12 protein-coding genes are annotated in these 14747 nt (G+C 75.1%); 4 read left to right on the top strand and 8 right to left on the bottom strand.

The window, feature by feature from the left end; translation table 11 throughout:
- The 5 genes from IDM29_RS09660 to IDM29_RS09640 all read right to left on the bottom strand — a co-directional run.
- On the bottom strand, positions 1 to 1498 hold a 1498-nt coding region (locus tag IDM29_RS09660), incomplete at its 3' end, for an AAA family ATPase (protein WP_188037466.1).
- Between the two features lie 37 nt (positions 1499 to 1535).
- Complete coding sequence (locus tag IDM29_RS17680) at positions 1536 to 3620, bottom strand: glycosyl hydrolase (protein WP_182112936.1); 2085 nt, start codon at positions 3618 to 3620, stop codon at positions 1536 to 1538.
- Entirely contained in the window at positions 3617 to 4360 is a 744-nt protein-coding gene (locus IDM29_RS09650) for an HlyD family efflux transporter periplasmic adaptor subunit (protein WP_182112935.1), read from the bottom strand. Before IDM29_RS09650 ends, IDM29_RS17680 begins: the two co-directional genes overlap by 4 nt.
- Entirely contained in the window at positions 4357 to 6087 is a 1731-nt protein-coding gene (locus tag IDM29_RS09645; RefSeq protein ID WP_182112934.1) for a glycosyltransferase, read from the bottom strand. Before IDM29_RS09645 ends, IDM29_RS09650 begins: the two co-directional genes overlap by 4 nt.
- A 184-nt stretch (positions 6088 to 6271) precedes the next feature.
- Positions 6272 to 6832: a hypothetical protein gene (locus tag IDM29_RS09640; protein ID WP_182112933.1), complete on the bottom strand. Its 561-nt coding sequence runs from the start codon at positions 6830 to 6832 to the stop codon at positions 6272 to 6274.
- A gap of 57 nt (positions 6833 to 6889) precedes the next feature.
- Here IDM29_RS09640 and IDM29_RS09635 point away from each other — a divergent pair, with 57 nt between their 5' ends.
- Together IDM29_RS09635 and IDM29_RS09630 are read left to right on the top strand one after the other, a co-directional pair.
- Entirely contained in the window at positions 6890 to 7654 is a 765-nt protein-coding gene (locus IDM29_RS09635; RefSeq protein ID WP_182112932.1) for an endonuclease/exonuclease/phosphatase family protein, read from the top strand.
- A 146-nt stretch (positions 7655 to 7800) separates the two neighbouring features.
- Positions 7801 to 7992: a hypothetical protein gene (locus tag IDM29_RS09630; RefSeq protein ID WP_182112931.1), complete on the top strand. Its 192-nt coding sequence runs from the start codon at positions 7801 to 7803 to the stop codon at positions 7990 to 7992.
- A 28-nt stretch (positions 7993 to 8020) separates the two neighbouring features.
- On the opposite strand, the gene IDM29_RS09625 is transcribed toward IDM29_RS09630, so the two are convergent.
- The 3 genes from IDM29_RS09625 to IDM29_RS09615 form a co-directional block, all read right to left on the bottom strand.
- On the bottom strand, positions 8021 to 10849 hold the full coding sequence (locus IDM29_RS09625) for a SpoIIE family protein phosphatase (RefSeq protein WP_182112930.1): 2829 nt from the start codon (positions 10847 to 10849) through the stop codon (positions 8021 to 8023).
- Positions 10850 to 10928: 79 nt separating this feature from the next.
- Complete coding sequence (locus tag IDM29_RS09620; protein ID WP_182112929.1) at positions 10929 to 12869, bottom strand: PAS domain S-box protein; 1941 nt, start codon at positions 12867 to 12869, stop codon at positions 10929 to 10931.
- On the bottom strand, positions 12866 to 13600 hold the full coding sequence (locus IDM29_RS09615; protein WP_182112928.1) for a response regulator: 735 nt from the start codon (positions 13598 to 13600) through the stop codon (positions 12866 to 12868). Before IDM29_RS09615 ends, IDM29_RS09620 begins: the two co-directional genes overlap by 4 nt.
- Before the next feature lie 158 nt (positions 13601 to 13758).
- Between IDM29_RS09615 and IDM29_RS09610 the strand changes: the two genes are divergently transcribed.
- Together IDM29_RS09610 and IDM29_RS09605 are read left to right on the top strand one after the other, a co-directional pair.
- Complete coding sequence (locus IDM29_RS09610) at positions 13759 to 14256, top strand: DUF1269 domain-containing protein (RefSeq protein WP_182112927.1); 498 nt, start codon at positions 13759 to 13761, stop codon at positions 14254 to 14256.
- Between the two features lie 110 nt (positions 14257 to 14366).
- The coding region (locus IDM29_RS09605; RefSeq protein WP_304518672.1) for an alpha/beta-hydrolase N-terminal domain-containing protein at positions 14367 to 14747 on the top strand (381 nt) is incomplete at its 3' end.

Raw genomic sequence — 14747 nt, 5'->3', positions numbered from 1 at the left:
TCCGGCCCGCGGCCCAGGCCCGCAGGGCGGCGACCTGCTCGGCCATGACGACGCTGAGCGGCCGCGTGGCCCGCAGCTCGTCGGCCACGTGCCGCGCCTGGACGAGGGCCGCACCGCCGGACGACGGCGACGCCTCGGCGTGCGCCGCGTACGCGGCCGCGACGACCGCCTGCTCGATCTCCGCCCCCGAGAACCCGTCGGACGCGGCCACGAGGTCCGCGACGTCGGCGTCGCTCAGGACGACCTCGCGCCGCGCGGCGTGCAGGCGCAGCACCTGGGCGCGCGCGGCGGCGTCGGGCAGGTCGACGAAGAAGATCTCGTCGAAGCGTCCCTTGCGCATGAGCTCGGGCGGCAGCCGGGAGATGTCGTTCGCGGTCGCGACGAGGAAGACGCGCGAGCGGCGCTCGGCGAGCCACGTGAGGAAGGTGCCGAGCACGCGCTGCGACGTCCCGGTGTCGCCGTCGGACGTCGCAAGGCCCTTCTCGATCTCGTCGACCCACACCACGCACGGCGACATGACGTCGGCCGTCGCGAGGCTCTCGCGCAGGCGCCGCTCGGACTCGCCGACGTACTTGTCGCCGATGGCACCGAGGTCCAGGCGCAGCAGGGGCACGCCGAAGACGCCCGCGGCGACCTTGGCGGCGAGGCTCTTGCCGCACCCCTGGACGCCGAGCAGCAGGACCCCGCGCGGCGGTTCGAGCCCGGCCGCGGAGCCGTCGAACGCCGGGCGGCGTCGCGCGAGCCACTCCTTGAGCCGGTCCAGCCCTGCGAGGTCGCCGGCGCCGGCGGTCTCGTACTCGAAGGTCAGGACGCCGTCCTGCGCGAGCAGGTCGTACTTGGCGCGCATCACCGCCGGCACGTCGCTCGCGGTGATGGCGCCGTCGTCGTGCACGGCCGCGCGTGCGAGGCGGCGGACGTCGCCGAACGACAGGCCCGCGAGGTTCTCGACGAGCAGCGCGATCGACGTCTCGTCGGCGCGCACCAGGGCGCTGTGGGCCGCGGCCCACTCGCGCGCCACCTCGTCGACGATCGCGCGCCGCTCCTCGCGGGTCGGGAACGCGAGCCCGAGCCTGGCCGCGAGGTGCTCGAGCTCCGGCGGCAGGTCGACCTCGTGGCTGATCAGCACCACGGTGCGCGACGCCGCCGCCGCGCCCTGGCACAGGTCCTTGAGCAGCCGGACGGTGACCGGGTCCTGCAGGTACGGGTGGAAGTCGAGCAGCACGTACACGGCCGGCATGCCGTCGCGGACGAACTGCAGCACGCTCTCCGGCCCGGTGAGGAACCGCTGTGGCGCGCCGAGGTCGACGTCGACGCGGCGCAGCCCCTCGGTGACCACCCACTCGAAGACGGGCTTCGCCGGCACCGCGGCCCGCGCGAGCTCGCGGACCACGGCGCGGGCACGGTCCTCGTCGCGCGTCTCGATGACGACGAGGGGCGTGCGGCTGCGCAGGAGCGCCCCGAGGTCGCGGCGCTGCCCCGCGACGTCGACGAGGGCCATGGTCGGCACCCTAGCGGCGCCGACCATGGCCGCCCCCTCACCCGCTCGCGCGCGCCGGCGGTGCCGCGAGCCAGGCCTCCAGGTAGGTGCGCGAGTTGCCGTCGTCGATCCGCTCCGCCGGGAGGGTCTGCGCGGCCGTGCGCGCCGCGTCGGGGTCCACGAGCGCGAGGTACATGAGCAGCAGGTCGCCGAACTGGACGTCGAACCCGTTCGCCGTCGCCTGCCCGACCGTCTGCCGCACGCGCTCCTCATCCGCGGCCAGCACACCGTCCACCGGGGAGGGCGGGATGAGCTGGATCCCGAGGATCGCGTTCGGCTCCGCGCTGAACCACGTGGCGTGGTCGCGCTTGGCCCCCCACCCGAGCGAGAACATCGCGTCCTCGAACCCCTCGAGGGCCGGGTCGGTGAGGTCGGGCTCGGTCCAGTAGGTGCGGGCGGTCGCCGCCTCCACCGACAGCAGCCAGCGCGCCTGCGTCACGAGGTCCTCGCGTCCCGCGGCCGCGCCCCACAGCGCGAGGCCGTTCCACGCCGCGACGGCCTCCGATGTCGACTCCTGGTTGTTGCCGTCCGCGAACGGCACCGTGCCCGAGGCCCACGAGTGCCCGCGGTAGGCGTCGAACACCCGCAGCCGCGGGAACCACTCCGTGTCCTGCCCCGCGGCGATGTCCTCAGCGAGCAGGTCCATCACCGGCGCGAGGTCGGCGGCGAGGTCCGGGTCGTCCGCGGCCATGATGCCCGCCGCGGCCAGGAGGTAGCCGTAGTGGAAGTGGTGGTCGTTGAACTCCTCCGAGCCGAAGTTCGTGGTGAGCCCGACGACGCCGCGGGCCACGGGGTCGTAGACCACGCACCGGGCCTCGCGCTCCGCGCAGCCGTCCGGGTCGGCCCACTCGCGCAGCCCCTCGGTCACGCGCTCGACGAGCGGTGCCACGACGTCGTCGGCCCCGAGCTGGCGCCCGAGCTGGACGAGCACGGCCGAGCGGTGCAGGGCCTTGCCGCCGAAGTAGGAGTCCGAGGGGTACGGCGGGGTCGCCGCGACGTCCGCCGCGAGCTGCTCGCGCAGCGCCTCACGCGTGGCCTCGTCGACGTCCGACAGGTCCAGCGTCGCGGCCTCGGTGAGCGCCGGGACGACCGTCGTCAGCTCGCCGCCCGCGCAGAGCTCGAGCGTCCCGTACACGCTCGGGTACGTCCCGAGGCCGCAGTCGCCCTCCCCCTGCGCGGCCCACGTCCGGTGGTGCGGCATCGCGACGACGGCGCCCGCGACGCCGTCCGCGGTGCGGTAGGTCAGGGTGGTGCGCGCCGAGCCCGCCGCGACGCCCTGCGTCAGGTCGACCCGCAGGAGCGGGTCGGCGGCCGCCTCGGCGAGCGTCTCGAGCGCGGAGCGGTCGGCGTCGTCGGGCAGCGGGTAGAACGTCGCCGTCTCGCCGGTCGCGAGGTCCACGCCGTCGTCCCAGGCGCCGTCGGTGACGAGCCCCCACTCGCGCGTGCCACCGGCCTCGGTCGTGGCCACCAGCGCACCCTCGTCGCCCTCGAAGGGCACCGGCGTGGTGAGCCGGACGTCCGCGAGCGCGGTGACCGTGACGAAGGGCGAGCCCTGGGCGAGCGTCACGGTGGCGCGCGGCTCGCCGTCGTCACCGAGGAGGGCGATCTCGACCCGTGCCGCGTCGTAGGCGCTCACGCGCGCGCCGGACGTGCCGGCCGAGACCTCGACCGCCGGCACGTGCGGCCCGACGACCGCGTGCGGGCTCGCGACGGGCACGGGTGCCCCGAGCGCGAACCCCTCGTCGGTCAGGCCGAAGGAGACGGGCAGCGCGAAGACGGGCTGGGGCTGGTCGCCGAAGACCAGGCCGCTGAACCAGCGGTTGGTCGGCGGCAGGAGGTCGGGCGCGAGGCGCATCGGCCCGAGGTCCCCGGGCGAGGACTGCCCCACGGCCGCCACGAGGGCGTCCAGGTCGTCGGGCGGTGCGGCCAGGGTGCTGTCGGGGACGGGGGCGCTCGGGGTCGATGCGCCGCCCTCGCCGGGGCCGGCGTCCGGGTCCCGCGCGAGACCGAGCGCGACACCCGTCACGGCGCCGACCCCGAGCGTCACGCCCACCACGGCCGCGGCGACCGTGCGGCGCCTCACGGCCACCACCGGGTGACGAGCTCGCCGACCTCGCGCTCGACGCTCTCGGCGACGGTCGAGACGAGACCGTCGTTGTCGAGGGTCAGCACGGCGGTCACCGGCGTGCCCGGCGCCACGAGGCCGTCGGCGTCGCCACGGACCAGGCCGGCGCTGGCGACGGTCACCACCGCCTGGGCCTGCCCGGCCGCGGTGGTGGCGTCGACCTCGTCCACGCTGCCGTCGAGGGTCGTGCCGTCGGGCAGCCGGATGCTCACGGGCGCACGGTCCTCGACCCGCGCGAACTGCTCCGGGGTCAGGGTGAACTCCGCCTGCACGGTCAGCGTGCCGTCCGTGTCGACGGTCGCCATCCGGGTGCCGGCCTGCACGAAGGTGCCGCGCGAGGCCGCCAGCTCGGAGACGACGCCGTCGGCCGCCGCCGTCACCGTCAGCGTGCCGTCCGCGGCGATGCCGGAGCCCGGGACGTCCGGGGAGACCAGGCCGATGAGCAGGTCGTGCCGCAGCGCGGCGCTGTCCACGACGAACAGCGGCTGGCCCTGGGTCACCGCGTCGCCCACCTCGACCTCCTGCGTGACGACGAGCCCCGCGTAGGACGAGCCGACGTCGTACGTCCGGGTGTGGATCGAGGCCGACGTGCTGGTGGCCTCGCCGCGGCGGTCGTTGAGGTGGATGGTCAGCCAGGCCGCGAGCGCGAGCACGAGCACCAGGCCCACGAGCAGGCGCAGCCGCGCCCCCCAGGTCACGCGGCACCCGCTGCGTCCAGGACCGCCGGGACGGCGACCACGGTGCGGGGTGGCGCCGCCGCGGGCGGCGGTGCCGCCGGCCGGAGCTCGGCGTGGCGGCTCGTGCGGCCGAGCGCCACGTGCTCGCGCCAGGCGGTGACGACGAAGGAGCCGAGGATGAGCGCGTTGGTCGTGTTCCACGCCAGGGCCAGGCTGAACGTCCCCCCGGTCACGTCCTTCCAGGCGCCGACCACGGAGGTCAGCAGCAGGAACACGAAGAACAGCACCTGCGGCACGATGAAGGCGAACGGCGTCGTCGCCCGGCGCTTGCTGCCCGTGACGTGCCACCGCTGCTCCCGGCGGAGCGCCGCGTTGACCAGGGCGCGCGTGTAGATCGGGAACGACGCGGACGCGAGCATGAGGACCTCCCAGCGGAACGAGCCGAGCGTGTAGAACGCGAGCACGATCTGCATGAGGTAGAAGCCGCCGTAGTACAGGACCCAGGCGCCGGCGGAGATGTCCATGTCCATCGGGCTGAGGTCGAAGAAGATGTGCATCGGCGGCACGAGCAGCAGCAGGAGCGGGCAGATGCCCGTGAGGTAGTGCGTGGCCGTCACCGTGTACTGCAGGCGCTGGTCGAGCGTGAGGCTCCGACGACGTGACAGCGGGTTGTGGGTGAGCATGATCTCGAAGCCGCCCGTCGCCCACCGCAGCTGCTGCTTGGTGTAGGCCTCGATGGTCTCGGGGGTGTCGCCGACGGCGAGCGTCACGGGGATGTAGACGGTGCGCCAGCCGCGCTCGTGCAGCAGCAGGGACGTCCAGACGTCCTCGGACTTCGAGTCGGAGTACATGCCGCCGATGTGGTCGATCGCGGCCCGGCGGAAGACCACGTTGGTGCCCACGCAGAAGGCCGAGTTGAAGCGGTTCCGGCCGGGCTGGACGTAGCGGTAGAAGACCGCCTGCATGTAGCCGGCCCCGCGCGAGATCAGGTTGTGCAGGTTGCCGTAGGTCTGGGGGGTCTGGACGAACGCGACGTCCTCGGACGCGAAGAACGGGAGCGTCTCGCGCAGGAACGCCGGCAGCGGCACGAAGTCGGCGTCCAGCACGACGAAGAACTCGCCGCGCGCGAGCGTGAGCGCGTGGTTGATGTTGCCGGCCTTGGCCCCGCCGCCGGACAGGCGCCGGACGTAGCGCACGCCGAGCTCGGCGGCGAGGTCGCGGACCTCGTCGGAGCGGCCGTCGTCGAGGACCCACGTCGCGTGGCGGCCCTCGATGTCGCGCGCGGCCGTGACGGTGCGGCGGATGGTCGCGAGGTCCTCGCCGTAGGTCGTGATGAAGACGTCGACCTCGACCACGCGGTCCCCGAGGTACAGGTCCCACCGCGTGGGGTCGTCGTCCGCCCCGGCCCGCAGGATGGCCGGGATGTCGAACAGCCGCTCCTGCGCGTGGTGGAAGGAGAAGCCGCGCGGGTTGTAGCCGGCCGACAGGACCGTCCACATGGACAGGAGCGCGTGGGTCACCAGGATCGTCTCGGCGACCATGACCATCACGTACGGCACCAGGTCACCGCGGTGCGCGGGGTTCAGCAGGAAGACGGCGTAGACGACGATGCCGGCGCTGGCCAGCAGGACGAGCAGCATGAGGGACGGGGACTGCGCGGCGGCGTTCTCCGAGCGCAGCGGGCGGCCGTGGGCGCCCTCCGTGCGGCGGGGCTCCCGCAGGAGCCGGTCGAGGTCGGTCGTGGACATGGCATCTCCTCGTCGACGGCACTCGCCCCGAGGGGGCGGGTGGGGAGATCGACGGCGACGCTGACGACGACGGTGCTCCAAGGCGTAGGGGTCGTTTGTCCGGATCGGGTAGTTCGACCGTAAGCGCACCGTGTGACGAGGAGATGAACGCGGCGTGTGACCTGGGGCACACCCACGCAGCGGGTCAGGGCGCCTCGACGATGGCCAGGTCGACGAGCAGGTTGAGGAAGTTGCGCGCGAACGGGTTGTCGGCGCACTCGCGACGCACCAGGTCCCAGTCCACCTGCTCGCGCAGCGCCCGCGCGACCGGCAGCAGCCGCGCGTAGTCGCAGTAGTGCTCGTGCAGCACGCGCAGCTTGGTGGACATGAGGTCCGTGGCGCTCAGCACGGGCATCCGCACGGCCAGGACCTCGAGCACGTCGCAGCGGTCGAAGACCTCCTGGGAGACCGGCTCCCCGACCATCCGGAAGAGGATGTCCACGAGCTGCCCGTCGTTGTAGGCCTTGAACAGCCAGTCCTCGGCCGGGTCGCGCAGCTCGAGGCCGGCCTCCTCCACCGCGGTGCGCGCCCGCTCGACGTCCTCCTCCCGGATGACGAAGTCGGCGTCGTGCAGCGGCTCGGGTGCGCCCCGGGCCCAGGCGGCGTACGTGCCGCACAGCGCGTAGGGGATGTCGGCCTGGCCGAGGGCGACGGCCGTCTTGCGCAGGCCGTCCTGGAGGGCCTCGCGGGCGGAGTTGTCGAGCATGCGTCGGGTGTACACGACGGCGTGCGGGCCCGCACCACGAGCGGCAGGATCGTGGCGATGCGCCTCGCCACCTTCAACATCCTGCACGGCCACTCGCTCGTCGACGACACGGTCGACGTGGGCCGGTTCGCGCGAGCCGTCGCGGAGCTCGACGCGGACGTGCTGGCCCTGCAGGAGGTCGACCGCGACCAGCCGCGGTCGCACGGCGCGGACCTGACCGCCGTCGCGGCCGAGGCGATGGGCGCGCCCGAGCACCGCTTCGTGGCGACGCTCGCGGGCACGCCGGAGCTGTGGTCGGCGGCGACGGGCGAGCTGCAGCCCAACACGGCGGGTTACGGGATCGCGCTGCTCAGTCGCTACCCCGTGCTGTCGTGGCGCGCGATGGCCCTGCCGGCGCTGCGCGGCCGGGTCCCCGTCGTCTTCCCCGACCGCCGCCGCCCGACGCTGGTGCGGGACGAGCCGCGCGCGGCCGTGGGCGCGGTCGTGGACGCACCCGGCGGGCCGGTGACGGTGGTCGCGACGCACCTGACGTTCATCCCGGGCTGGAACGGCCACCAGCTGCGGCGCCTCGTGCGCCTGCTGCGCCAGGAGCCACGCCCTGTCGTCGTCATGGGCGACCTCAACCTCGAGGCCGACCGGCCCGCGCGGGTCTCGGGCTGGCGGTCGCTCGCGAGCGCCCCGACCTTCCCCGTCGCGGAGCCGCAGCGCCAGCTCGACCACATCCTGGTCGACGGCCCGCTCGAGGCGGTCGCGCCGGGCTGGGCGATGGACACCGGCCTCTCGGACCACCGCGCCCTGGCCGTGGACGTGGCCCGCCGCTGACCCCGCCGCCGACCCGGCGGCGCACCGCGTCGATGTCGCGCCACGAGCGCGCCAGCGGGCGATCCGGCGGGCCGCGACGGGTCGCGAGGAGGGTGGTGGGCGTGTCGGCGCCGGGTCGTGTCGGTGCGTCTGGTTACCGTCGCGGCATGAGCACCAGCACCCACATCTGCGTCTACTTCGACGAGGGCGGCCTGGACCACGTGTGCGACTGCGGCCAGGGCGCCGTCCTGGTGGTCGACGAGGCCGGGATCGAGGTCCTCGTGGCCATGGCCCCGGCGGACGCGACGGTCACGGCGCTCGCGCCCGCGCGGCGCGAGGAGCTGCTCGTCTCCGCCTGAACCGCGAGGCTGCCCGCTGGCGGCGGGCTCAGCCCCCGATGCGCACGGCGACGATGGCGACGTCGTCGTCCCCGCGCTCGGGCAGCATCGCATCCAGCAGGTCGTCGCACAGCGTCTCGACGTCGTCGTGCGGGAGCCGGGCGAGCACCGCCTGCAGCCGCGCCAGGCCGTCCTGCAGGCGCTCGCCCCGGCGCTCGACCAGGCCGTCCGTGTAGAGGACGAGCACGGCACCCTCGGGCAGCTCGAGCGAGTGCTCGTGGCGGTCGGTGCCGGCGAGCACGCCCAGGACGAGGTCGGGCCGCACGACCGGCGCGTGGACCGTCCCGTCCGGCAGCACGACGACCAACCCGGGATGGCCCGCGTTGGACCAGCAGGCCCGCGCGCCGCCGCCGGGCAGCCGCTCGATGCGCACGACGACGGCGGTCGCCAGCGTCTCGACGCGGAGCGTGTCGATCGCCCGGTCGACGCGACGCAGCACCTCGGCGGGGCCCGCGTCGGTCGTGGCGGCGATCCCGCGCACGAGCGAGCGGAGCTGACCCATGGCGGCCGCCGCGATGACGTCGTGACCCGTCACGTCGCCGATCACGACGTTCAGGGCGCCACCCGGCTGGAGGAAGGCGTCGTACCAGTCGCCGCCGACCTTCGCGGCCTCCGCCGCCGGGGTGTAGCGCACCGCGACGGACAGGCCCTGGACGTGCGGCGGCTCGGTGAGGAGCGAGCGCTGCAGGCCCTCGGCCAGGAGCAGCTGCTCGTGGTAGAGCCGCGCGTTGTCCAGCGCGAGCCCCGCGCGTCCGGCGACCTCCTGGGCGGTCGCGACCTGCTCGGGTGTCGTGCGCCCGCCCCGGCCGGTGTACAGGCTGATCAGCCCGACCGTCCGGTTGCGCGCCCGCAGCGGCAGCACCACGACCGCCTCCGGGGCCAGCTCGAGCAGCAGGTCGAGCGCCTCACCGGGCCGCAGCACGGCCCGGATCTGGTCCACGGCGTCGCGCTCGACCACGATGACCTCGCCCGAGTCGAGCGCGCGGCGCACGAACGAGTCCGAGCGCAGCGCGTCGCGGCGCACCTCGGCGTACCGCTCGACCCGCGGGCGCACCGCGGGGTCGTGGTGCCACGAGCCGACGTCGCGCAGCACGCGCCGCCCGCCCGGGTGGTCGTCCTCGACGAGGCTCACGATGCACCAGTCCGCCAGCTCGGGCACGACCAGGCGCGCGAGTCGCGCGACCGCCTCCTGCGCGTCGAGCGTCTCGGCGAGCCGGCTCGTGACGTGCGCGGTCAGGACGGCCCGCGAGGCGGCGCGGCGCGCCCGCAGCTGGGCGAGGTGCCGTACGAGCACGTCGCGCAGCGCCACGGCCTCCGCCAGGTCGAGCTCGTCCCAGCCCATCGCCCGGTCGGTCACGGTCTCGCGCCAGCGGTTGAAGCTGCTGCGCGGCGACAGGGGCGTCGCACGGTTGCCGGCGCCCTGGTCCCCCAGCCACTCGACGACCTGCCCGAAGGCGGGCCGGAACCAGGCGAGCACGTCGCCGTCGTCCCCGACGGGCACGACGACCAGCCCGGCGACGCCGGGCAACAGCGTGGCGAGGTCCGGCCTGTCGGCCGCGAGGGTGGACGTCACGAAGGCGTCACTGACCGGTCCGAGCGCGGCCAGCAGCGCATCCACGGTCGCCTCGTCGGGGGTGTCGCCGAGGGTGGCGGTCCGGCCGTCCAGCCGCACGACGACGCCCTCGGCCCGCACCACGTCGGCCAGCGTGACCTGACGCGCGACGAGCGCCGCGGCGACGTCGTCGGCGGCGCCGAACTGGTCGGCGAGCCGCGCCCGCACCGCCTGGAGCTCGAGGCGGCGCTCGAGACGACGGGTCTCCGCCAGGGCGCTGGACTGCAGCGTCACCTGCTGACCGAGGATCTCGCAGCCGCGGCGGAGCGCGTAGGTCACGTGCCGCGGGGTGTCGTTGTTGCACGAGATCATGCCGACGAGGCGACCCTCGTGGACCAGCGAGATCGACAGGGTCGCCGCCACCCCCATGTTCCGCAGGAACTCCAGGTGGTGCGGGGAGACGCTGCGCAGCTCGGACCGGGTGAGGTCCGTCGGGGCGCCGGTGAGCGGGTTGAGGGCCGGCACCAGCGGCGCGGGCGTGTAGTCCCGGTCCGGGATGGTGCGGGAGAGCCGGCTCGTGTACACCGCCCTGGCCTGCGCGGGGATGTCGGACGCCGGGTAGTGCAGGCCGAGGTAGGGCTCCAGGTGGTCGGCCTTGTCCTCGGCGACCACCTCACCGTGCTCGTCGGGGTGGAAGTGGTAGACCATGACGCGGTCGAAGCCCGTGAGCCGGCGCACGGTCCGCGCCGCCTCCTGCCGCAGCTCGCCGACGCTCGCGCTGCGCGAGAGCCGCTGGATCGACGAGTGCAGGGTCGAGAGCCACCGGTCCGGGGCGCCGTCGGACGGCTCGAGCTCGATGATCCCGAGCCCGTCGACCGACCGGTGGGCGATGGCGTCGAAGGTCCGCCCCGCCACCTCGACGGGCAGCGGGTCCGTGTCCGCGTCACCGGGACGCTCGCCGGGACCGTCCGACGCGGGCCGCGGCGCGACCCCCGCGAGCAGCGCCGCGGCGTGGGGCTCGCCGACGAGCGCCGCGAGCGGACCCCCGAGCAGCTCCTGCGGGTCGCGCCCCAGGACGGTGGTGCCCGCGCTGACCTGCACCACGAGGCCCGTGGCGGGGTCCACCGCGACCAGCGCCCCGTGGGGCTGGATCGCTCCCGGGCGGTGGATCGGCTCGGCGGCGCACTCGCGCTGCCGCTCCTCCTCGCCCGGGGAGGCGTCGGCCCGTCGCACCGGCGCGGGCACGCCGGGGTCCACCGTCGTCACGCGTCCCCCCGTCGTCGGCCGGATGACGCACGCTACGCGGTCCGCGCCCCGGCGGGCCAACGCGGCACCGGGCGGTGCGCTAGGCCCGGGGCACGTGGGCGCCGAACCGCGTGACGGCGCCGTCACGCTCGTGCCAGGCGTCCCCGCCCAGCGCCCGGGCGAGCCGGCGCACGATGTACAGGCCCAGGCCCGTGCCGCGACGGCTGGCGCCCCGCAGGAACATCTCGTCGAACAGGTGCGGCAGGAGAGCGTCGGGCACGCCGGGCCCGTGGTCCTCGACCGCCAGCGCGACCGCGTCGCCGTCGGCGCGCGCGACCACGCGCACGGGGGGCGCCCCGTACCGCGCGGCGTTGGTGAGGTAGTTCTCCACGATCTGCTCCAGCCGCTCCGGGTCGGTGCGCACCTCGAGGTCGTCGGGGCAGTCCACCGCCACCGGGCCCACCGCTCCCCCGGCACCGGGGACGACGTCGCCCAGGCGCGCGACGGCGCGCTCCAGGTGGGGGCGCAGGCGGACGGGGACCAGCGTCGGCTGCACCGCGCCCGCGTCCAGCCGCGTCGCCAGCAGCAGCTCGTTGAGCATGCGCCGCATCTGCTCGGCGCTCGACTCGACGCTCGCCAGGAGCTGGGTGCGCTCGTCCTCCTCGAGCCGGCCCCAGCGGCGATGGAGCGTGCTCGCAGCTCCCGCCACGACCGCGATCGGGCTCCGCAGCTCGTGGGCCGTCACGGCGAGGATGTGGGCGCGCTCCTCCGCGGCGGCGCCCAGCCGCAGGTTCGCCTCCGTGAGCTCGGTGTTCGCGTCCGCGAGCTCGCTGGCCGAGCGCTCGAGGTCGAGCGAGGCCCGGCGTTGGGCGGTGACGTCCCGCGTCACCTTGGCGAAGCCGAGGAGCTCGCCGCCCGGGCCCCGCAGCGCGGTGATCGTGACGTTGGCCCAGAAGCGGGTGCCGTCCTTGCGGATGCGCCACCCCTCCTCCTGGTAGCGGCCCTCGTGCGTCGCGGCCGCGAGCTCCGCCTCGGGGTGGCGCGAGGTCTGCGCGTCGAGCGTGTAGAACGTGCGGAAGTGCCGCCCGACGATCTCGTCGGCCCGGTAGCCCTTGAGCCGCTCCGCGCCGCGGTTCCAGGTCGCGATCCGGCCCTGCGGGTCGAGCATGAAGATGGCGTAGTCCACCACGCTGTCCACGAGCAGCCGGAAGCGCTCCTCGCTCGCCACGAGTGCTCGCTCGGCCGTGCGCTGCGCGTCGATGTCCTGGCTCTGCAGCAGGAGGTAGAGGGGGCGCTGCTGCGAGTCCCGCACGGCCGCGAGGGTCGACGTCACGAGGCGGTCCGTCCCCGCGAGGCGGTGCTCGACCTGGGCGGCGCCCTCGCGCAGCGCCGTCGCCAGGGCGAGGGCGACGCCGTCGCGGTCCCCCGGCGGCACGACGTCCTGCAGGGCGAGGCCGACGGCGGAGAGCGGCGGCGTCGCCAGCAGCTCGGCGAGCGCCGGGTTCGCGCGCACGATCTGGCCGGTCAGGGTCAGGGTGCCGATCCCGATGGCGGCCTGGTCGAACACGGCCCGGAAGCTCTCCACGTGCTCGCCGAGGATGCGCTCCGCGTCGCCCGCCGATGCGTGCTCCGGGTCTGGCCCGGCCGCGGGCCCGTCGGCCGGGCGGGCCGGCTCGCCGGCCAGGGCGACGAGGGCGTCGAGGAGCTCGTCGACGTCGGCCGACTTCTGCAGGAAGGCGGTCGCCCCCAGCGCGAGCGCACGGGACTCCAGGCCCTCCTCCGAGAACCCGGAGTACAGGACCACGCGCGTGCCCGGTGACGCCTCGAGCACCGGCCGGATCGCGTCGAGCCCGCCCATGCCCGGCATCGAGACGTCGAGCAGGAGCAGGTCCGGGCGCAGGTCCCGCGCGATCGCGACCGCGTCGTGCCCGGTGCCGCCCTCGGCGACCACCGTGAAGGCGCCGGTGAGGCGCAGGCGCAGGCGCAGCAGGGACCGCAGCTCCGGGGCGTCGTCGACGACGCCGATGGTGCGCGGGCTCACGCCGCGACGCCGGGCGTCAGTCGGGCCCACACGACCTTGCGGCCGCCCTCCCCCGGACGCACGCCCCACCCCTGCGCGATGAGCGAGACGTAGGACAGGCCGCTCCAGTCGCCGGCCCAGCGGGGCTCGGGCGCCCCGTCGGCGTCGTCGTCGACCTCGACCCGCAGGCCGTCCGCCGTGAGACTGAGGCGCAGGGTGGGCGGCGTCGTCGAGTGGCGCAGCGCGTTGTCGACGAGCTCCCGCACGACGAGCTCGGCCTCGTACAGGTCGCCCTGCCAGCCCCAGCGTCCGGCGTGGAACCGCACGAAGTCGCGCGCCCGGGCCAGCGTGCCGGCGCCGGGCGCCAGCGCGAGGACGGCCGCGCGCTGCTCGGTGCGGCCGAGGTCGGCCAGGAGGTCGACGAGCGCCGCGACGTCGGCGTCCTTCGGCACGTAGCCCTCGACCCGCCCGCGCAGCGCCTCCCCCTCGGACGCCGTGAGGCCCGTGAAGACGGCCACCTTGGCCCGCGGAGCCACCTCGCGCAGGAGCGTGAGGACCTCGGCGCCCTCGAGGTGCGGCAGGCCCAGGTCGAGCACGATCAGGTCGGGCTGCTCCGCGCGCGCCAGGTCCACGGCCTGCGCGCCGTCCCCGGCCTCGCCGACCACCTCGAAGCCGCCGCGCAGGCGCAGCTCCAGGGCGACGAGCCGGCGCAGCTCCGGGACGTCGTCGACGAGGAGAACGCGGGCGGCCACGCCTCGCGATGTTAGTCCCGCGCGCCGGCACCTGCCCCGCCCGCCCGACCCCCGGAACCGCCACCCCTTGCCCCGGGCGCCACCGCGGTTATGGTCATGAGGACCGGGTACGACGGCGTGCACCGGACGTCGGTGCACTGAGCAGGGGGAGGCACGGCGTGGCAACACTCACGGTTTGGAAGTTCGACACTCCCGAGGGCGCGGAGCGCGCGGAGGCGGCGCTCTTCGACCTCCAGAAGCAGCACCTCATCGAGATCGAGGACGCTGCCACGGTCTCGTGGGAAGAGGGCAAGAAGAAGCCCAAGACCCGACAGGCGACCAACACCACGGCGGTCGGCACGCTCGGGGGCACCTTCTGGGGACTGCTCTTCGGAGTCATCTTCCTGGTACCGCTCATCGGTGCCGTCATCGGGGCCGCCGCCGGCGCGATCGCCGGCGCGCTGACCGACGTCGGCATCAACGACGACTTCATCGAGTCCGTGCGGCAGAAGGTCACGCCGGGCACGTCGGCCCTGTTCGTGCTGACCGGGAGCGCGGTGCTCGACCGGGTCCACGAGCAGCTGCGCGAGCAGGGCGTGGTCGGCGAGCTCATCGAGACCAACCTCTCGGGCGAGGAGGAGGCCAACCTCCGCGCCGTCTTCCAGGAGAGCGCCTGACCGACGCGTGGGGGGCGCCGGGCCCACGCCCGGCGCCCCGCGCGCGCCGTCCCGGCCCGCACCTGGACCCCCTGGGGCTCACGCTCGGCACCGCCTTCGCGATGCTCGCGATGACGCCGTCGCTGATCCCGCGCGACTGGCTGTTCCAGGGCGTCGTCTCGGGGCTGTCGGCGGGCGCGGGCTACGCGCTCGGCGTCGCGGCGCACTGGCTCCTGCGCCGCTCCCGGCGCTGGCCGGCGATCTCGGCACGCGTGCGCGGCGCGGCGCCGGCCTGGCTGCCGGAGGGACGGTGGCTCGCCCTGGTGCTGGTGCCGGCCGCCCTGGTCGTCATGCTCGTCGTCGCGGTGCCGTGGCAGCGCGACCTCGCCACGCTCATGGGGATGGACCGCCCGACGACGGGCGGGTGGCTGCGGGCGGGCCCGGTGCTCGTCGCCGTCGCCGCCGTCCTGATCGCCGCGGCGCGCGGCCTGCGCGGCCTCGCCCGGCTCCTC

Source organism: Actinotalea sp. JY-7885, assembly GCF_014525465.1.
GTDB lineage: Bacteria > Actinomycetota > Actinomycetes > Actinomycetales > Cellulomonadaceae > Actinotalea.
Note: the sequence above shows the minus strand (reverse complement) of the source record. Positions and strands in the feature narration are given on the sequence as shown.